The 18,948-nt window shown below is 40.3% G+C and carries 17 protein-coding genes and 2 tRNA genes; 12 read left to right on the top strand and 7 right to left on the bottom strand.

Translation table 11 applies throughout. The features are described 5' to 3' along the window. Positions 1-45: 45 nt before the first annotated feature. Positions 46-1,425, top strand: coding sequence for a replicative DNA helicase (dnaB, locus tag CWB76_RS02390; protein WP_010390854.1), 1,380 nt, complete (start codon positions 46-48; stop codon positions 1,423-1,425). Further along, positions 1,425-2,504, top strand: coding sequence for an alanine racemase (alr, locus tag CWB76_RS02385; protein ID WP_138605249.1), 1,080 nt, complete (start codon positions 1,425-1,427; stop codon positions 2,502-2,504). Before dnaB ends, alr begins: the two co-directional genes overlap by 1 nt. A 71-nt stretch (positions 2,505-2,575) precedes the next feature. On the opposite strand, the gene CWB76_RS02380 is transcribed toward alr, so the two are convergent. Continuing rightward, positions 2,576-2,815, bottom strand: a complete 240-nt coding sequence (locus CWB76_RS02380) for a DUF2960 domain-containing protein (RefSeq protein ID WP_004588463.1) — start codon at positions 2,813-2,815, stop codon at positions 2,576-2,578. Positions 2,816-2,915: 100 nt separating this feature from the next. On the opposite strand from CWB76_RS02380, the gene CWB76_RS02375 reads away from it, so the two are divergent. Genes CWB76_RS02375 through CWB76_RS02365 form a run of 3 tightly spaced genes read left to right on the top strand, consistent with a single transcriptional unit; the run spans position 2,916 to position 4,628 of the window. After that, entirely contained in the window at positions 2,916-3,167 is a 252-nt protein-coding gene (locus CWB76_RS02375) for a hypothetical protein (protein ID WP_138605248.1), read from the top strand. A 30-nt stretch (positions 3,168-3,197) separates the two neighbouring features. Beyond that, on the top strand, positions 3,198-3,821 hold the full coding sequence (gene pnuC / locus CWB76_RS02370; protein ID WP_138605260.1) for a nicotinamide riboside transporter PnuC: 624 nt from the start codon (positions 3,198-3,200) through the stop codon (positions 3,819-3,821). 3 nt (positions 3,822-3,824) lie between these two features. Next, positions 3,825-4,628 (top strand): phosphotransferase family protein, encoded by an 804-nt coding sequence (locus CWB76_RS02365; RefSeq protein WP_138605247.1) that lies wholly within the window; start codon positions 3,825-3,827, stop codon positions 4,626-4,628. Here the strand turns inward: CWB76_RS02365 and CWB76_RS02360 are convergent. Beyond that, positions 4,625-4,807: a helix-turn-helix domain-containing protein gene (locus CWB76_RS02360; protein ID WP_138605246.1), complete on the bottom strand. Its 183-nt coding sequence runs from the start codon at positions 4,805-4,807 to the stop codon at positions 4,625-4,627. The genes CWB76_RS02365 and CWB76_RS02360 overlap by 4 nt on opposite strands. A 238-nt stretch (positions 4,808-5,045) precedes the next feature. Here CWB76_RS02360 and CWB76_RS02355 point away from each other — a divergent pair. After that, a tRNA-Arg gene (locus CWB76_RS02355) sits at positions 5,046-5,120 on the top strand. 269 nt (positions 5,121-5,389) lie between these two features. Beyond that, the gene (locus CWB76_RS02350) at positions 5,390-6,607 is read left to right on the top strand and encodes a cyclic di-GMP phosphodiesterase (protein WP_138605245.1); all 1,218 of its coding nucleotides are present in this window, start codon (positions 5,390-5,392) and stop codon (positions 6,605-6,607) included. Here CWB76_RS02350 and CWB76_RS20240 read toward each other — a convergent pair. Further along, positions 6,567-6,890 carry a hypothetical protein gene (locus tag CWB76_RS20240; protein ID WP_138605244.1) on the bottom strand — a complete coding sequence of 108 codons (324 nt, stop codon included), beginning with the start codon at positions 6,888-6,890 and terminating at the stop codon, positions 6,567-6,569. The two genes, CWB76_RS02350 and CWB76_RS20240, sit on opposite strands and share 41 nt — an antisense overlap. 282 nt (positions 6,891-7,172) lie before the next feature. Here CWB76_RS20240 and CWB76_RS02340 point away from each other — a divergent pair, with 282 nt between their 5' ends. Further along, positions 7,173-8,474: an outer membrane protein transport protein gene (locus CWB76_RS02340; protein ID WP_138605243.1), complete on the top strand. Its 1,302-nt coding sequence runs from the start codon at positions 7,173-7,175 to the stop codon at positions 8,472-8,474. A 170-nt stretch (positions 8,475-8,644) separates the two neighbouring features. Here CWB76_RS02340 and CWB76_RS02335 read toward each other — a convergent pair whose 3' ends face one another. The 3 genes from CWB76_RS02335 to pepA form a co-directional block, all read right to left on the bottom strand. Continuing rightward, positions 8,645-11,497, bottom strand: coding sequence for a valine--tRNA ligase (locus CWB76_RS02335; protein WP_138605242.1), 2,853 nt, complete (start codon positions 11,495-11,497; stop codon positions 8,645-8,647). 58 nt (positions 11,498-11,555) lie between these two features. Beyond that, complete coding sequence (locus CWB76_RS02330; RefSeq protein ID WP_138605241.1) at positions 11,556-12,002, bottom strand: DNA polymerase III subunit chi; 447 nt, start codon at positions 12,000-12,002, stop codon at positions 11,556-11,558. A 172-nt stretch (positions 12,003-12,174) separates the two neighbouring features. Next, positions 12,175-13,686, bottom strand: coding sequence for a leucyl aminopeptidase (gene pepA / locus CWB76_RS02325; protein ID WP_054202239.1), 1,512 nt, complete (start codon positions 13,684-13,686; stop codon positions 12,175-12,177). 307 nt (positions 13,687-13,993) lie between these two features. Here pepA and lptF point away from each other — a divergent pair, with 307 nt between their 5' ends. Together lptF and lptG are read left to right on the top strand one after the other, a co-directional pair. Beyond that, positions 13,994-15,106, top strand: coding sequence for an LPS export ABC transporter permease LptF (lptF, locus tag CWB76_RS02320; RefSeq protein ID WP_138605259.1), 1,113 nt, complete (start codon positions 13,994-13,996; stop codon positions 15,104-15,106). Next, positions 15,103-16,170, top strand: a complete 1,068-nt coding sequence (gene lptG, locus CWB76_RS02315) for an LPS export ABC transporter permease LptG (protein ID WP_138605240.1) — start codon at positions 15,103-15,105, stop codon at positions 16,168-16,170. Before lptF ends, lptG begins: the two co-directional genes overlap by 4 nt. Positions 16,171-16,267: 97 nt before the next feature. On the opposite strand, the gene CWB76_RS02310 is transcribed toward lptG, so the two are convergent. Continuing rightward, the gene (locus CWB76_RS02310; protein WP_055012848.1) at positions 16,268-16,768 is read right to left on the bottom strand and encodes an RDD family protein; all 501 of its coding nucleotides are present in this window, start codon (positions 16,766-16,768) and stop codon (positions 16,268-16,270) included. A gap of 270 nt (positions 16,769-17,038) precedes the next feature. Between CWB76_RS02310 and CWB76_RS02305 the strand changes: the two genes are divergently transcribed. Next, positions 17,039-17,123 (top strand) — tRNA-Leu (locus tag CWB76_RS02305). A 440-nt stretch (positions 17,124-17,563) separates the two neighbouring features. After that, on the top strand, positions 17,564-18,556 hold the full coding sequence (locus CWB76_RS02300; RefSeq protein WP_138605239.1) for a fatty acid desaturase: 993 nt from the start codon (positions 17,564-17,566) through the stop codon (positions 18,554-18,556). Positions 18,557-18,948: the final 392 nt, after the last annotated feature.

Here is an 18,948-nt window from a genome sequence, read left to right as displayed (position 1 = left end):
CCAAGTCGATAGAATAGAGCCATTCAATTTTAGTACTGTGAAGTTATGGCCAAACCAGATAAGCAAGTCGACACTCTTAAAGTTCCTCCCCATTCAATAGAAGCTGAACAATCTGTTTTAGGTGGTTTGATGCTTGATAACCAAGCATTTGATCGCGTAGCTGAACTTGTTGTGGCGCAGGATTTTTATACCCGTACCCATAAGCTTATTTTTGAGGCGATGACGGCTCTTGCTGAAATTGGTGATCCGATTGACTTAATCACAATTTCTGAGAGTTTAGAAAAAAATAACCAGTTGTCAGGTATTGGTGGATTCGCGTATTTAGCCGAAATAGCAAAAAACACCCCAAGTGCTGCCAATATTGACGCTTACGCAAGTATTGTTCGCGAGCGCGCCGTTGTTCGCGAAATGATTGGTGTTGCCAATGAAATAGCCGAAGCGGGTTTTAATCCTGAAGGGCGTACTAGCCACGACTTACTTGATTTTGCTGAAAGTAAAGTCTTTAAAATTGCTGAGCAGCGTACAAAAAGTAGTGAAGGCCCACAAAGCATTCACAACATACTTGAAAAAACCGTTGATAAAATAGAAGAGCTTTACCAGTCACCACAAGATGGTGTGACCGGTGTGAGCACGGGGTATGCTGATCTTGATAAAATGACTACAGGTTTGCAGCCATCTGATTTAATTATTGTGGCAGCGCGTCCATCAATGGGTAAAACCACTTTTGCTATGAACCTTGCTGAACATGCCGCAATGACTCAAGACAAGCCAGTGCTTATTTACTCTCTAGAGATGCCCTCTGAACAAATTATGATGAGGATGCTGGCGTCCCTTGGCCGAATTAACCAAACTAAAGTACGTACTGGTCAGCTAGATGACGATGACTGGGCGCGCCTTTCATCAACCATGGGATTACTCATGGAAAAAGGCAAAATGTACGTTGATGATGCCTCAGGCTTAACACCTACCGATGTTCGCTCACGTGCACGTCGTATAGCACGTGATCATGGTGGTATCAGTATGATCATGGTCGATTACCTGCAATTAATGCGTGTACCTAGCTTGTCAGATAACCGTACCTTAGAAATTGCCGAAATTTCACGCTCACTCAAAGCATTAGCAAAAGAGTTGCAGTGTCCGGTTGTTGCTCTATCGCAGCTTAACCGTACTCTAGAGCAACGTGCTGATAAACGTCCAATTAATTCAGATTTACGTGAGTCGGGCTCTATTGAGCAAGATGCCGATTTGATCATGTTTATTTATCGTGATGAAGTATACAACGAAGACAGTACTGAAAAAGGCATTGCCGAAATTATTATCGGTAAACAGCGTAACGGTCCGATTGGTAAAGTGCGCCTAACCTTCCAAGGTCAATTCTCTCGCTTTGATAATTACGCGGGGCCTGCTGTAGATGATGATTACTAATGCGCTTAGCCACTGCTGAAATTAATTTAACCGCGCTTGAACATAACCTAGCACAGGTAAAACGCTTTGCGCCCAATAGTAAAGTAATGGCCGTACTTAAAGCGAATGCTTATGGGCATGGTTTAGTCACTATTGCGCAACACTTAAATGAAGCAGATGCATTTGCGGTTGCGCGTATAGATGAAGCGTTAGCGCTGCGTGCAGGTGGCCTTACAAAACCGATTGTGTTGCTAGAAGGCTTTTTTCATCAAGAAGACTTACCTATTTTACTGGCGAATAATTTTCAAACCATTATTCATGATGAGATACAGCTGAAAATGCTGGAAAGTGCGCAGCTAGATGCGCCTTTAAATTGCTGGTTAAAAATAAATACCGGGATGCATCGCTTAGGTATTGCGCCTGAGCAGTTTGATATGTTTTATCAGCGACTACAAGCCAGCCCAAATGCACAAAACAAAATAAATTTAATGACTCACTTTGCCTGTGCCGATGATGTAAAAAATACTAAAACAGTGCAGCAAATAAGTTTGTTCGATAATTTAACCCAAGAGGTTGATCAAGCCCATTGTTTATCAAACTCTGCGGGAATTATAGCATGGCCAAGTGGTCATGGTGATTGGGTTAGACCCGGGCTAATGCTTTACGGTGTATCGCCTATGGCCAATCACACAGGTAAAGATCATCAATTAAAGCCTGTAATGCGCTTAACCACTAAGGTAATAGCAGTGCGCAATGTAGGGGCACATGAACAAGTAGGTTATGGCGGCCGCTGGCATAGTGATAAGCCTACGATGTTGGCTGTGGTTGCACTGGGCTATGGTGATGGTTATCCGCGTCATGCAAAAGAAGGCACACCCGTGATTATTAATGGGCATCGTTACGGTATTGTGGGTAGTGTAGCTATGGATATGATCACCCTTGATATAGGTAATAACGAGCACAACGTCCAGGTGGGTGATGAAGTGATTATGTGGGGGCCAGAGTTACCAGTAGAAGAGATTGCACAATGTGCTGATACTATTTCTTACGAGTTATTGTGTAATATCACACCGCGTGTAAGTTATGAGTACCAGCGCTAATGTTTATTATTAAAGATATGCAGTAAGTTTACATTGCTGTCATGATCGTGATGCTAGCTTACTGGGTATGGTTACTCTTTTATAAAGTAAATATCGCTAAAGCCCATACGTGCAAACTCTTGGTCGCGAAAATTGCGTACCGCCGATGAACCTTTAGAGGTCATTTCAATTTGGCGTACCATGTTTAAGTAATTAGTTAAATCGATACCCTCAGCAGCCGCAATAGCCTGATACATATCGTGGTATTTATCTTTTGCGAAGTTAATTTCGCGCGGTTGATTTTTAAAAGTATAGGTAATTCTGCGTGCCATAATAAGCTCAGTTATATTGAGTGTTAGTGTAATTTTACACTGTATTTAAGTTGCGTTGAATGATTAGTTGAAATCAAATAATTAAAAAGTTGAGTTTGAAATGAAATTATCAGTAGAGATCAGTAAATACCCGCTGCATCAAGATTATATTCCTTTTATTAAAGGCTTTATCGACAGAGTAAATGCCTATGAAGAGCTCAAAGTGATCACGAATACCATGTCGACTCAAATATTTGGTGATTATGACTTAGTAATGCAAGTGATTAGTACAGAGATTAAACATTCATACGAGCAATATGGTAAAGCTATCTTTGTGTGTAAATTTATCTCGGGCGATTTATCTCCCGAATAACCTCCTAACAAATACGGTCGTTTTATAATGATGGATTTTATAACGCAAATACTGAGTGGTTTCACTGCCATGTCGCATTGGGAGTATATTGCGGTGGCTTTATCAATGGCGTATTTATTATTAGCCATAAAAGAGAATTTATGGTGCTGGCCTGCGGCTTTTTTTAGTACGCTTATTTATACCATAATGTATTGGAATGGCGCGTTGCTAATGGAGTCATTACTGAACTTTTATTACATGTACATGGCTGTGTTTGGGTGGGTTGTGTGGCGAAAAGGTAAAGCTAATCAAGCGCAACGTTTGATTACATCGTGGCCTGTGAACCGACATATCATTTTAATAGTATTAACCACGCTAGCGTCATTAGCGATTGGTTACGTGATGCAAAATTACACCCATGCAGACTTTGCTTATCTGGATAGTTTTACTACCTGCTTTGCAGTAGTCACCACTTACCTAGTAGCTAAAAAAGTACTCGAAAATTGGTTATATTGGATAGTGATTGATGCTGCATCAATGTATTTGTATTACGAAAAAGGTTATTACCCAACACTCGTGCTTTTTATATTTTATACCGTTATGGCAGCGTGGGGGTTTAAAACGTGGTACGAAGAGTATGAGCAAAGCCAAGCAAAACCAATGGCGCAACTATAATTCATGAAACAGCATTCTCAGTTAGTTAATATTTGTAGTGCGTTTTTAGCACCTAGCAAAATAACCTCAACAGAGTATTTGGTTAATGGTTTAAGTAACGATAACTTTTTAATACGTACTGATTCCCAATCTTACTTATTAAAATGTTATCAATCATGTTGGCCAGAAGTCGCGCTAAATGCTCAATATGAGCTTAGTAAGCAGCAAGTTTGCCCTGCACCTATTTGGCTCGATAAACAAAATAAGCGAGCGGCTTTTACTTATGTAGAGGGAGAGGTTGCAGAGTCTTATTTAGCTATGCCGCTATTGGCTAAGCTGGCTAAAGTGCACGCTTATACAACTGATACTCAAACGATGGATATTGCATCACAATTGCAAGCCTATCGGCATTTATTGGTGTTTAAACAGTTTGATAAGTACTTAAATAAAGTACTGGAAAGCATTGCCAATATGCCCATAGAACACGGCTTTTGCCATAATGATTTAGTAAAAGAAAATATAATCGTTAACCCAAAAGGCGTCTATTTAATTGACTTTGAATACGCACAAACTAACGATGTTTATTTTGATCTTGCTGCGCTAGCCGTTAGTTTTAACTTAGATAGTTCAGCTAAACAGGCTTTGCTTAAAAGTTATCAAGTATACACGGCATCAAAGCTATTTTACTTATCTATGCACAAGCTTGAGTGTTACCAAGTAGTTTATTTGCTGTTATGTATAGGCTGGTATGAGCAACGCGCCATCAACAACAAAGTTGTTGAATTGCGCGCGCAATTGGATGAGCTTTTAGCATCAATGGGGAGTTAAAGCCCACCAAATCGAGCTGCTAGCTCTTTATATTTAGCTACTTCATCGGAGTCATATTGTGGTTCGCCATTAGCATCTTCACTTTTTGCAATAAGTAAGCTTTCGCGTGTTAAGCGTTTAACTCGCTCGACTTTAACTCCTAAAAACTCAGCAACTTGTTCTGTTGACATTAACTTCATAATTACTTCCTCATGTTTAAATCTATCCGTTCAGTGACAATAATAGATAATATGTATCTAAAGCGTTACTGTTTTTTTATAGAATATAAATAAATAGCGCTTTTTTCGCCTTTTGTTAAGTAATTAGTTTAAATTATAGACATGTAAACGCAACATGCTGGTATTTATACCAAGATGCCTTTATCATTGCGCATGCTAAAGCATTGATATCGCGAGTTGATGTGGCGGCAACAAATGTGCTCTCGTGGTGAAATGGATATCACGTGGCCCTCCGGAGGCTGAGTTGTAGGTTCGATCCCTACCGAGAGCGCCATTTGCGTTTACTTTTTACTCCCCTTAAAAACCATTAAAGCTATTTAAACTAGCTTGCTATTTTTATTCTTCGTTAAATAATAACGCTTGTAGCAATCTAATTTACACCGTTAGGCGTATATTCAGTGCTGTGTTTTTAGTTTAGTATTAACAGTCGCAAGATTGTTAGTATTAATGATTTATTATTACCCTAAAATCAAAAGCTAGACTTTTATAGCCAAATAATGCTATTAAAGTAAATATCCCTTAATTATAGAACCCCTCACATTTATGTTAGTTACCTTACCTATATCAGAGCTCATTCCCGGCATGTACGTAAATAGCGTGACGAAGCAGCAGGAGAGTGTGGATGGTATAAAAATTAAAACCAGCGGTTTGGTACGTGATAAATCTATAATTCAGCGTTTAATCACTGAAGGAGTGCTAGAGCTTCTTATTGATTTTACGAAAAGTGATGTGGCTGTACCGGCTAAATATAAAGAAAAAGAAAAACCACAAGCCGCTGCTACAAATCAAGACAAGCCCGCCAGTAAAAAGCGAGTTGTCAGCTTGCAACAAGAGTTTGCCAAAGCCAGCGTTAGTTATGATGCCCACAACAGAAAACTACAAAGTATTTTTGGTGATTTAACCTCAGGTTTGTCTCTGAATACTGATGCGCTTAATGAGATAAGTAATGAAATAGTTAGCTCTGTATTTCGCAATGAACATGCTATGACTATTTTAACTCGCATAAAAGATAAACATAGCTATAACTGGCGTCATATGATCAATTGCACCATATTTACAGCGGTATTTGCTAAGTATTTAGGGTATAAACGCGAAGTGGTTCAGGAGCTTGCTATGGGGGCACTGATGCATGACTTAGGGCAGGCTAAATTACCTCAAGGAATATTCTCAAAGCCTGGCAAAGTTACGGGTAATGAGATGACGGCAATAAAAAAGCATGTTGCACAATGCTTAGGGTTATTAAAAGGTGAGAAAGGTATCACCACTTTAATGCTGGATATGATTGTAAATCATCATGAGCGCCTTGATGGTTCTGGTTATCCTCGAGGAGTCGATGACAGCAAAATAAGTCGTCCTGCTCGGATTTTAGCGATTGTTGACGTATACGATGCACTCACAGCAGACAGGCCGCATCAAGAAGGGGACGAGCCTATAAATGCACTGCGTTATTTGTTGGCAAACAAACAGCTATTTGATGCAGAGTTAGTACAGCTATTTATAAAGTGCTTAGGTGTTCACCCTGTGGGTACTATTGTTAAGTTAACCAATGAGCGTTTGGCCTTGGTCCTAGAGGGCAATCATTCAAACCCAATTAAACCTAAAGTTAAGCTTTTTTATAACGCAAAACATAACCATCATGTTACCGCAAAAGATATTGATTTGAGCTTAAATAATGATGAAGTAAAAATACAAGCAAGTGTAAAACCTGCTGATTATAAAATTAACTTGCCTCGACTTTTAAAAGAGCATCTACTGCTTTAGTCTTTTGGCATCGTCTTTTTCTGTTTGTTTTAGCAGAAATATACCCACCTAAAAAGCAATTACCCATTAACGTTATCCACAATAACGTACCTAATTCTACATGCAGTGCTAAGCAGCAAAAAACCAAAGAAATAATCGCCATACTAATGGCTGCTAACCAATAGTGATTGACTGGGTTGTCACATTTACCTGCCTGCGTACACGCGCAATAATTTGCTTTATAAAAAAAATAAACACTTATACCGCAAAAAATAAGCGCTGTAACAATAAGTAAAATGATCACTGTCTTCTCCCTTGGTGACTTTATTGGCAGTGTAAATTGCAACGCAAGTTAAGTCAATGCAAATGAGAATTAATAGCATTAGAGTATATACTCTAATACCATACTTCTGCTCCGATGAGTTTTAAATAGTTGTTAAAATGTAGTTAAAAAACGTGTTTTTTGATGTTTTTTAACGTTTTATTAGAGTTTTTTATAAAAAATTAAGGTAGTGTACGCGGGTTTGAAATCCTAATAACAACACACATAGCTATCCAAACAGTGAGTTTGGCTAAGGACACAACAATGAAATTTACTAAAACTCTTATTGCGGCATCGCTGGCATTTGTTTCAGCTGATACCTTTGCAGCGGCTTTTCAGCTTGCTGAACAAAACGTATCTGGTTTAGGCCGCGCATACGCAGGTGAAGCGTCTGTAGCAGACGATGCGTCTGTGGTTGCACGTAACCCAGCATTAATGACGTTGTTTAAAGAGAAGCAACTTAGTGTTGCAGCTATGGCTGTAATTCCTGACGTGAGCCTTGAAGGTACAGGTAATGTCTACGGTTTAGATAACAGCGTACTAGATGATGACAGCATCGCACCGAGCGCGATTATTCCTGCTGGTTATTTCACTATGCCAGTAAATGATAAAGTATCAGTTGGTTTTGGTGCATTTTCTAACTTTGGCTTAGCAACTGAGTTTAACGATGATTACGCAGCTGGCCAAATTGCCGGTGAAACTGAAATTGTTACGGTAAACATGAACGCAAGCGTTGCTTATAAAGTTTCAGAGCAGTTTAGCTTTGGTATTGGTTTAAATGCAATTTATGCAGAAGCGAAGATTATTCGTAAGTTTGGTGTTGTACCTCCAGTAAACCCTGCTATTGCATCTATTCCTGCAAGTGCTGATGCTGTTCACCTTGAAGGTGATGACATGGGTTACGGCTTAAACGTTGGTTTAATGTACCAATTAGATGAAAATAGCCGCTTTGGTTTTAATTACCGTACAGAAACAGATATTACTTTTGAAGGTGAGTACTCGAATGAACTACCTTCATTTATTCCAGGTGGGTTAAACGGTCAAGTTGAATTACCTGGCTCAGTTGAAATTACATTACCAGCAATTGCTGAGTTCTCTGGTTCTCACCAGTTAGATAAAAAACTAGGCGTTCACTACAGCGTATTGTGGACAGGTTGGAGCAGCTTTGATTCATTAGAAGCACAAGTTACTGCACCTACAGGTGGTAAGTTCAGCGCGTTTGAAAAAACAGAAGATTTCTCTGATGCACTGCGCTACTCAATCGGTACTGATTACCAGTACAGTGAAAACTTAATGCTTCGTGCTGGTTTTGCGTTTGATGAATCACCAGTATCACAACAGCATTTATCAATTTCTATCCCTGATACAGACCGTTTTTGGTTCTCGTTTGGTGGTAACTATGCGATCGATGAAAACTCAAATGTTGATTTAGGTGTGAGCGTATTACGTGGTAAAACACAAAACTTTACTGAAAAAGTAGAAAGCGAAACATTACCACAGCAATGGTCTTTTGAATCAAAAGGTCATGCAGTATTGTTAGGCGCACAGTACAACTACACATTCTAATTCTGCCTAGAGCCTAGAGCCTAGAGCCTAGAGCCTAGAGCCTAGAGCCTAGAGCCTAGAGCTTAGAGCCTAGACACAAAAAAGCCGCTTACTTCAAATGAAGTAAGCGGCTTTTTTATACTTATAAATTAACTGTTTACGAATGGCATAAGCCATTCGTACTGGTTTAATTATAAGCTTTCTATTTTAACTTTTTGCTCTAGTAGCTTTGTTTTAGCATCGGTAAATTCAGCTAGCTTAGCATTTTCTTTAGCAAGTACCGCTTCAGGTGCATTGCTAACAAACTTTTCGTTAGCCAGTTTATTTTGCACTTGCGCTAGGCCTTTCTCTGCTTTTTCAAGTTGCTTGTTGATACGTGCAAGTTCCGCTTCCACATCAATTAAGCCCGCCATTGGGATCATAATTTCAAGGTTGCCAACATAAGAGGTTGCACACGCTGGAGCATCGTCTTTGTTTTCAAGCAGAGTAAATGCTTCAAGCTTAGCGAGTGACGCTAAAAACGATTCATTTTCGTTAATACGGCGTACATCGTCGCTCGATGCATTGGCTAATAATACTGATAGCGGCTTGCTTGGGCTAATATCCATTTCACCACGAATATTACGAATCGCTAAAATGAATTGTTTAACCCATTCTAAGTCATCCATCGCTTTAGCATCAACACTTGCTGCGTTATAAACAGGGAAGCCTTGAACCATAATGCTAGTGCCTGTTGTTTCAAGCCCTGCAAGTGGTGCTACACGTTGCCAAATCGTTTCTGTGATATAAGGCATCATTGGGTGCATTAAACGCAGTAAGCTTTCAAGTACAGTAATAAGTGTGTGACGTGTACCACGTTGCTGAGCTTCATTGCCTTTAAATAGTACCGGCTTAGTAAGCTCTAGGTACCAATCACAAAACTGGTTCCAGGTGAATTCATACAGCGTGTTCGCCGCTAAATCAAAACGGTAGTTATCAAGGTGCTCAGTGTAGGTTTTAACCGTGGCTTCATATTGACCTAGAATCCAACGATCAGCTAACGAGTACTGCTTTTCGCTCTCGTTAAAACCACAATCTTGCTCTTCTGTGTTCATTAATACGTAACGGCTCGCGTTCCATAACTTGTTACAGAAGTTACGATAGCCTTCAAGGCGGTTCATATCCCAGTTTATATCACGACCAGTTGAAGCCATGGCTGCTAGGGTAAAGCGCAGTGCGTCGGTACCGTGTGCTTCAATACCGTTTGCAAATACTTTGCGGGTATCTTTTTCAATTTTAGCGGCAAGTTTAGGCTGCATCATGTTACCAGTACGCTTTTGTACTAAGTCTTCAAGGCCAATGCCGTCAATCATGTCTAGTGGGTCAAGTACGTTACCTTTTGACTTAGACATTTTATCGCCGTTATCGTCACGTATTAAGCCAGTTACATACACGGTTTTAAAAGGAACTTGTGGTTTGCCGTTTTCATCTTTTATAAAGTGCAGCGTCATCATGATCATACGTGCAACCCAGAAGAAAATGATATCAAAACCGGTTACCAACACGTCAGATGGGTGGAAGGTTTTTAAGTCATCGGTATTTTCTGGCCAACCTTGGGTTGAGAACGTCCACAGTGCTGATGAGAACCACGTATCAAGAACGTCTTCGTCTTGGCTAAGCGCTACGCTATCTGCAATGTTATTGTCGCGGCGTACTTCTACTTCATCACGACCAACGTATACGTTGCCTTCGCTGTCGTACCAAGCTGGAATACGGTGACCCCACCAAAGCTGACGTGAAATACACCAATCTTGTACGTCATTCATCCACGAAAAGTACATGTTTTCGTATTGTTTAGGTACAAATTGAATGTCGCCGTTGTTAACTGCGTCTTTTGCAGGTTCAGCAAGTGGTGCAACACGTACATACCACTGGTCAGTTAGTAGTGGTTCAATAACAACACCAGAACGGTCACCGTAAGGGACAGTTAGGCCATGGTCTTCAATTTTTTCAAGTAAGCCAAGTTCTTCAAATTCAGCAACAATGGCTTTACGTGCGTCAAAACGGTCAAGGCCATGTAAGCGCTCAGGAATAGGCGCGTCAAATTCAAGTTCTTTGCCGTCAAAGGTGTATGTTTCACCTTGAGTTAAAATAGCCGCGTCTTTATCGAAGATATTAATCATCGGCATTTGATGACGTTTACCTACTTCGTTATCGTTAAAGTCGTGCGCAGGGGTTATTTTTACACAGCCTGTACCTTTGTCTTTATCGGCATGTTCATCGGCAACAATTTTAATACGACGATTAACGATTGGTAGTAAAATCTCTTTACCGATTAGGTCTTGGTAGCGCTCGTCATCTGGGTTTACTGCCACACCTGAGTCACCCAACATAGTTTCTGGGCGCGTAGTGGCTACAACAATGTAGTCTTTACCGTCTTGCGTTTTTACGCCATCAGCCAGTGGGTAACGTAAGTTCCACATATGGCCTTGTTTGTCTTTGTTTTCTACTTCAAGATCAGAAATCGCAGTGTGTAATTTTGGATCCCAGTTTACTAGGCGTTTACCACGGTAAATTAGGTTTTCTTTATGAAGGCGTACAAATACTTCTTTAACAGCTTCTGATAGGCCATCGTCCATAGTAAAACGTTCACGGTCCCAATCAACAGAAGCACCTAGGCGGCGAAGTTGTTTAGTGATTGTGCCACCAGACTCGTTTTTCCATTCCCAAATTTTATCGATAAATGTATCACGGCCTAAATCGTGGCGTGTTTTGCCTTCTTCTGCCGCAAGCTTTCGCTCTACTAGCATTTGCGTGGCAATACCTGCGTGGTCGGTACCTACTTGCCATAATGTATTATTACCTTGCATACGTTTAAAACGCGTTAAGGTATCCATGATGGTATCTTGGAAAGCGTGGCCCATGTGTAAGCTACCCGTGACATTTGGCGGCGGGATCATAATTGAATATGGGGTGCCTTGGCCTGATGGCTTAAAGTAGCCTTTTTGTTCCCAGTCTTGATAGAGAGATTGTTCAATATCTTGCGGATTGTAGGTTTTATCCATTACACAGAACCTTAAATAAGTACTTAAATGAGTTAGTTAGCTTTGTACGCAGTGAGCGTTAGCGATTAATATCTTGCGTGGTGATATTGGCACCGAGTTGGCGTAGTTTTTTAAAGCGCTCACGAGCGGCTTGTTTTGCTACGGGCTCTACGGGTACAAAATCAAAAACTTGGTTAAACCGACGAATAAAATCCGGTAAGTGATTGGCCAAGTTAATTAATACTTTACGATTACCAACAGGTGGTGTTGTGCCAATTTCTACGGGTGCGCCGCCTTTTGGGCCTTCACCTTGTAAATTGTGGGGCACAAAACTGTCGGCATCAAATGTCCAAATAGTTTCGTCAATGCTGTTGGCGGTTGCTTCGCTATCTACAAAAATAAATACGCGTTGACCAAGCCGATACTGTTGCCCAGCTATTTTAGCTGCTAAAGCAAAGTGATCATCGGCTTTAGCTAATGACTCATCTTGTTGCTTTAAAATGAAAAACTGGGCATTCATGTTCATTGTATCGGGATTTCCCATGACATTGATTGTGCTGTTATTAAATACACACACATTAAGAAGGGGATTTTGCCATATAACGGGGCTTGCTTCAATTAATACCCAATAAATAAGGCGCTTTAAAAGCGCCTTATTTTATACTCTATATTGGGCTGTGAAGCCTTATACAGGTTTGTTAGTCTTGGGTTGCTTCACTAATGCCTGCTCGGTTTAATAAATACTGAGTTAGCATAGGTACAGGGCGACCCGTTGCGCCTTTTTTAGCGCCGCTGCGCCATGCCGTACCCGCAATATCTAAATGAGCCCAGTTATACTTTTTGGTAAATTTAGATAAGAAACAGGCCGCTGTAATAGTACCTGCAGCTCGGCCACCTAAGTTAGTAAAGTCGGCAAATGGACTTTCTAGTTGATCTTGATAATCATCCCATAATGGCAGTTGCCATGCACGATCGCCACTTTGCTCTGACGCTTTTAATAAATCATGCGCTAGTGGATTATGGTTTGCTAATAAACCTGTAGCGTGGGCACCTAAAGCAACAATACACGCACCTGTTAATGTTGCCACATCAATCACGGTTTCTGGTTCAAAACGCTCTACATAGGTCAGCGCGTCACATAGCACTAAACGGCCTTCGGCATCAGTGTTAAGTACTTCAACCGTTTGCCCAGACATAGTGGTTAAAATATCACCTGGGCGATAGGCGTTCGAGCTTGGCATGTTTTCACAACCGGCTAAAACGCCAATTACGTTTATAGGTAGCTGCATTTGTGCAAGCGAGCGCATAGCACCAATAACACCAGCAGCGCCACCCATGTCGTATTTCATTTCATCCATGCCTTCGCCTGGTTTTAATGAAATACCGCCTGAGTCAAAGGTTAAACCTTTACCAACTAACACGATAGGCGCTTGGTCATCGCCTGCGCCTTTGTAATTAATTACCGACATAACCGATTCGTTATCACTACCACGACCAACTGCTAGGTATGAGTTCATACCTAGCTCTGCCATTTTATCTTCGCCAATCAGCTCAACAGTGATGTTGTCAAAATTAGTCTCAAGTTCTTTGGCTTGCTCGCCAAGATACGCTGGATTACAAATATTAGGCGGCATATTGGCAACGTCTTTGCACAATTTGCTACCAGCAGCAATCGCTAGGCCATGCTCAATGGCACTTTCACCTATAGTCAGTTCCCGGCGCGTAGGAACGTTAAATACCATTTTACGCAGTGGACGACGAGGGTCTACTTTCTTACTTTTTAGCTGATTGAAGGTGTATAAACAGTCTTGGGTTGTTTCTACCGCTTGACGCACTTTCCAATAGGTATCACGGCCTTTAACGTGTTGCTCAGTTAAAAAACACACTGCTTCCATCGAGCCTGTTTCGTTTAAGGTGTTGATAGTTTTAGAAATAATTTGTTTATATTGTTTATCGTCTAGTTCGCGTTCTTTACCGCAGCCAACGAGTAGAATACGTTCGCTTAAAATATTGGGTACATGGTGTAATAGTAGTACTTGCCCAGGCTTACCTTCTAAGTCGCCACGGCGTAATAAATTTGAGATATAACCATCGCTGATTTTATCAAGTTGTTCACCAATGGGGGATAACCTGCGTGGTTCGTATACGCCAACAACAATACATGCACTGCGCTGTTTTTCTGGGCTACCACTTTTTACGTTGAATTCCATTGTCACTCCTGATTTTGAGTCATCTATAGAAGCTAAGTTGGGACTAAAAATGTGTTTTCTAGTCTTTTTACCTAAATTTTTAGGTCTAGCGCTAATATTAGTAGATTTTACTCGACTCTTACTGTGTATTTGAACTTTATATGCTTAAGGGTTACTAATGCAACATTATATCGTGATGTTAGGTAGGATAATTAATATTGATGGCTTATAATGTGTGCTTAATACTCATTTAAAATGAGTGAATTAACTCGTTCACTCATTGTTTTTTATTACTATATTGAAATTCCATGTTTAACAGGGGCGAATGTTGCTAATTTTCCGTTATTTGACCACTGAGGTTTTAAAATCGCAGGTCGCCGTATTTTTAACTTTAATGACCATATTTTTGTCGCAAAAGTTTGTTGTCATTCTTGGTGATGCCTCAGAAGGGAGTATCCCAGCAAAGCTTGTGTTTGCCATGATTGCGCTTAAATTACCGCAGTTAGCATCATTAATTTTGCCTCTGAGCTTATTTTTAGGGATTATTTTAGCTTATAGCCGTATTTACGCTGACAGTGAAATGACTGTACTTAAAGCCTGTGGCGTGAGTGAGTGGTATGTAGTTCGTATTACGCTAATTTCAAGTGTCATCCTAGCGTTATTGGCAGCGGTGCTTACCCTGTATATTGCACCGTGGGCAAGCGAACAAGAATACCAACTTAAAGAACAAGCCAAGGCTGATGCTGGTTTATCTGCACTTCGAGCTGGGCGTTTTCAGCAAACCGGTAACGAAAAAGCTGTGGTATTTATTCATAATATTGAAAATAGCGGCAAAGAGCTCAACAAAGTTTTTGTGGCACAACTCCCCGATAGCGAAAAAGGCGACTTAGCGCGATTAGTTTATGCAGAGCAAGGTGTTGTTATTGAAGCACAGAATGGTGAGCAGCAGTTAGTACTTACTGATGGTAAACGTTACGAGACCGATGGCGAAGCGCCTTCACTTAACTTAACTGAGTTTGATGGCTACAGCGTACAAATTCGCGAACAAGAAATAGAACATCAACGTCGTAAGTTAGAAGCCGTGCCAACTCGTGAATTAATAACCATTAATACCCCAGAAGCAATTGCACAGTGGCAATGGCGTTTAGCTATTCCGTTATCTATTCCATTATTAACTTTACTTGCAGTACCCCTGAGCGTTGTTAATCCACGCCAAGGTAAATTTGCTAAATTAGTACCGGCTTTGAGCTTATATTTAGGGTATTTCATTTTACTTAATGCGGCCAAGTTTGCGGTAGAGGATGGTAAAATTCCGCCCTCTATTGGCCTGTGGTGGATTCACTTAAGTGCCTTATTTATTGGTAGTTTATTAATTATTAGGGGTCGTCCATTAGGTGCTTGGCTGAAAGCTGTTGTTACTAAACGGGAGCAACACGTATGATGAAAACGCTTGATTGGTATTTAGGTCGCAGTATTATGCAAACCACTGGGTTTGCACTAATGGTGCTGGTGGGGATCAGTACTTTAATTAAATTTATAGAGCAGCTTAAATCGGTTGGCCGAGGTAGTTACGACATTATGACCGCCTTGCTATATACAATTTATAGTATGCCTGGCGATTTAGTGGTGTTTTTCCCGATGGCGGCACTTATTGGTGGCTTAACTGGGTTAGGTGCTTTGGCCTCTAATAGTGAGCTGGTAGTGATGCAAGCCGCGGGTATGTCGCGTTTACAAATTATTGGCTCGGTAATGAAAACCGCTATTTTTATGGCCCTGTGCGTAATGGCATTAGGGGAGTGGGGAGCGCCCGCCGCTCAGTTGCATGCAAAGGAAATGCGTAACCAAGCTATTCATGGTGGGGATGTATTTAATGCGCAAAAAGGCGTGTGGGCTAAAGACGGCAGTAATTTTATTAATATTGAAGATGTTGACCAAAATGGCATGCTCCGCGGCGTAAATATGTACCACTTCGATAAGTCGTTGCTACTTACACAAATTACTAAAGCAAAAGAAGCAGTAGGGCGTGATAATGGCTGGCTACTGCGCGATGTGAACAAAGTATTGATCAGTGAAGAGCTTATTACCACGGAGCAAGTTACTGAAGAGTTTTACCCATCTCAGCTTACCGGTGAAAAACTTGGCGTGGTTTCAGTAAAACCAGAGTCATTGTCGTTTTCAGGATTGTGGTCATATTTAGCTTATTTGCAGCAAAATGAGCAAGACACCAGTACCTATGATTTAGCACTATGGCGTAAATTAATGCAGCCTGTGTCTATTGCTGTGATGTTGTTGGTTGCCTTATCGTTTATATTTGGTCCGCTGCGAACCGTGACTATGGGGGCACGAATTATCATGGGAGTGATAACGGGGATAGTGTTTCACTTAACTAATGAGATATTTGGCCCAGTGGTAATGGTATATCAAATCCCAGCCATTGTAGGTGCCGTTCTGCCGAGCATTTTATTTACTGGGTTTGCAGCTTATTTAATGAATAAGCGGGTGTAGCTAGACTTAAAGCTTAAATAAAAACGCGGCCTTTTTTAAAAGTGCCGCGTTTTTTTATGCTTTAGCTTGAGGTTATACCAATTCGCTAGATTAAGTATTAATCTAGTTCGCGATAAACGCGTTTATTTTCTTCTTTGGTGAGCGTAACTACTTCGGTTTTTGATAAGTAATCTTGCAGTGCTTTTTTATTTTTAAAGTCGACTAATACCACTAAATTCCCTAAACCAAGTAATGCGCTGATACTGCGGATAATAGCTTGTGGCCAGCTAATTAAACTTCCTTGGTTGGTTTGTACTTTTAAGCGCCATGCTCGCATACCAATTGTTTGCCCACTTTTAGTCCAAAAATAACCAAAAAATACCAAGCCAACAAGCACCAGCAGCGAGCTGCGAATACCAGAAAGTAATAGTGAATCCTGAATACGTGCAGATACATCTTCAGCGCCATTAAGGGCAATAAAATCAAGGGAAATAAGCCCTTGAATAGCAAATAAATACAATACCACCGTTAGCATCGCAAAAGCGATAATAGCTAATGTGTCGTACACCAATGACGCAAAACGACGCCAAAACCCTGCTCGTGGAAACTCAGCCGACATAAATATACTCTCACTGTTAATGTGCGCGATAGTTTAGCAAATAAGCCGTTAAATACTACCTATTACGCTACGTGCTTAACTCGGTATTGGCTCAAATGTTAATGGTTGCCTAAATGTTAAGCGGTCGATCACGCTTAATACATAAAACGCTTGCCGCTTTGCTCATTGTTTGTATAATGCTAGGCAATGAGATGGGAGAGGGTACATAATCTTTCACTCTTAAGTGGTTTTTCTTTATCTTCTCGTGTTAGAAGGTTAAAGAAAAATGATGCCAGCGTGATGAAATTGGTATACATGGGGGATTCAAAATCCCCTGCCGAAAGGCGTGCCGGTTCAAGTCCGGCCGCTGGTACCACTTTTTATAGCCCCTGCTAGATTTAGCAGGGGTTTTTTTATGCCTAAGATTTGAGTTGCCGGACTCGAGCGGTACGTGAGGTGCCGCTGTTATAAGTAAAAGTCCGGCAACTTAGTACCATTTTTTTATAGCCCCGACCAAATTGGTTGGGGTTTTTTTATGCCTAAGATTTGAGTGGCCGGATTTTAATTACAAAAAATGTCTCCAACATTGCTACTTTTATAAGCAGTAGGTTTTGATCTAAACTTGGCCTGTAAACGTTTTGGTTTACCTAACCTTAAGTTCTGCTTGAGATAGGTTTCTTATCCAGAACTAAGGTTAGATAGTAAACACAGGCCTGACTTTAATCGTATTTTTTATTGATATGAGTTAGCTAAGTTGTGCAATGTGTTTTGACTCGGGTATTATATACCTTAACCTCTTGTTGCGAATAAAACATCATGACTCAATTAACCGCAAAACAGAATATTCAAGCCATTGTAAAAGCGATTAAGGCTGAAGAAGCATTGCTGCGTAAAAAACACCCGCTATTAATGCATCAAAATACCTTAGGGATGGCTATTTTACTACTCTCTTTAAGTGCGTTAATCGGAATTGGTACGCTGTATTATTTTGCTATTATACCCGCATGGCTATGTATTATTTTAGCGGCGATTGCTACCTCAATTTCTCATGAACTTGAGCACGACTTAATTCATAAACAGTATTTTAGCAACCAACCATTTTTGCATAATTTTATGATGTTAACCGTGTGGCTGATGCGTCCTAATACCATAAGCCCATGGTACCGTCGCAAGATGCATTTACATCATCATAAAACGTCGGGTACTGAGCAAGATTTAGAAGAACGTTTGGTAGGTAATGGTATTAAAAATCCGTTTTTACGTGCCTTAGTAATTATTGATGGATTACTCGGCTTATTAATTAATGCAAAACGTTTTAGTAGAGAAATTAAAGGGTTTAGTTTTTTTAAAGTGTTTAATGCTGGTTTTCCAATTACCACTGCTTATTTTGCTATTTTATACAGTGTGATAGCGTTTCATTTAATCAATTTATTTACCCCAATTGCGGCTAACTCACCGGTATTTCTACTTGATGTAATGAATGTGTTCGAATTTCTAATGGTGGTGCTGATTGTGCCTAACATTGTGCGTTCGAGCTCACTTAATTTTGTTACTTCAAGTATGCATTATTACGGCGGTGTGAATAATATGCTTGAACAAACTCATGTTATTACTAGCCGTTTATTTATGCCATTTAATTTATTTTGCTTTAACTTTGGGCATACTCATACTATTCATCATTTTGTGCCGAATCAGCCGTTTTATTTACGACAAATGATCAGTAAAAAAATCCTTGAAGTGATGCGCCAACACGGGGTACGTTTTAATGATTTTGCCAGTATAAAACAAGCGAATTTGTATCAATCATAATGTTAATTTTTATCCAATTATCAATTGATGCTTTGTTAATATTGCCTAGTCTAATGCTAGGCAATGCCTCTAGTAATATCAGGTAAAGTCCATAAAACCGTTTCAAATACCTAGGGTCTACTGACCTTTGCGGATTGAGATTCGTTAAAACTAGAGCAATTCAATCGCGATACGAGGTTTGTAACCTTGTGGGTTCGATAACTGCTCCTGCGTTATTCTACTGGCTTACATCCCTGTAAGAATAAGTGAAAAACGAGCAAAGCTTCCGCGTCTTGCTCATGTTCCTTACCTATACCCATTCAGGCAACAAAGAGTAAATCGCCTCTTAGCATGGCCTTTGGAACAGCTGAAAATTCAACCTTGAAAGATCATCAGAACTTAGTTAATTCATT

It is taken from the genome of Pseudoalteromonas sp. S1609 (assembly GCF_005887255.1).
In the GTDB taxonomy this organism is placed as follows: Bacteria; Pseudomonadota; Gammaproteobacteria; order Enterobacterales; family Alteromonadaceae; genus Pseudoalteromonas.
Note: the sequence above shows the minus strand (reverse complement) of the source record. Positions and strands in the feature narration are given on the sequence as shown.

Bases quoted from the DNA above. Each gene is read 5' to 3' on its own strand.
- pepA (WP_054202239.1), bottom strand. From the start codon at position 13,686: ATGGAATTCAACGTAAAAAGTGGTAGCCCAGAAAAACAGCGCAGTGCA.
- CWB76_RS02335 (WP_138605242.1), bottom strand. From the start codon at position 11,497: ATGGATAAAACCTACAATCCGCAAGATATTGAACAATCTCTCTATCAA.
- CWB76_RS02310 (WP_055012848.1), bottom strand. From the start codon at position 16,768: ATGTCGGCTGAGTTTCCACGAGCAGGGTTTTGGCGTCGTTTTGCGTCA.
- CWB76_RS02380 (WP_004588463.1), bottom strand. From the start codon at position 2,815: ATGGCACGCAGAATTACCTATACTTTTAAAAATCAACCGCGCGAAATT.
- pnuC (WP_138605260.1), top strand. From the start codon at position 3,198: ATGGATTTTATAACGCAAATACTGAGTGGTTTCACTGCCATGTCGCAT.
- CWB76_RS02375 (WP_138605248.1), top strand. From the start codon at position 2,916: ATGAAATTATCAGTAGAGATCAGTAAATACCCGCTGCATCAAGATTAT.
- dnaB (WP_010390854.1), top strand. From the start codon at position 46: ATGGCCAAACCAGATAAGCAAGTCGACACTCTTAAAGTTCCTCCCCAT.
- alr (WP_138605249.1), top strand. From the start codon at position 1,425: ATGCGCTTAGCCACTGCTGAAATTAATTTAACCGCGCTTGAACATAAC.
- CWB76_RS02300 (WP_138605239.1), top strand. From the start codon at position 17,564: ATGACTCAATTAACCGCAAAACAGAATATTCAAGCCATTGTAAAAGCG.
- CWB76_RS02365 (WP_138605247.1), top strand. From the start codon at position 3,825: ATGAAACAGCATTCTCAGTTAGTTAATATTTGTAGTGCGTTTTTAGCA.
- lptG (WP_138605240.1), top strand. From the start codon at position 15,103: ATGATGAAAACGCTTGATTGGTATTTAGGTCGCAGTATTATGCAAACC.
- CWB76_RS02350 (WP_138605245.1), top strand. From the start codon at position 5,390: ATGTTAGTTACCTTACCTATATCAGAGCTCATTCCCGGCATGTACGTA.
- CWB76_RS02340 (WP_138605243.1), top strand. From the start codon at position 7,173: ATGAAATTTACTAAAACTCTTATTGCGGCATCGCTGGCATTTGTTTCA.
- CWB76_RS02330 (WP_138605241.1), bottom strand. From the start codon at position 12,002: ATGAACATGAATGCCCAGTTTTTCATTTTAAAGCAACAAGATGAGTCA.
- CWB76_RS02360 (WP_138605246.1), bottom strand. From the start codon at position 4,807: ATGAAGTTAATGTCAACAGAACAAGTTGCTGAGTTTTTAGGAGTTAAA.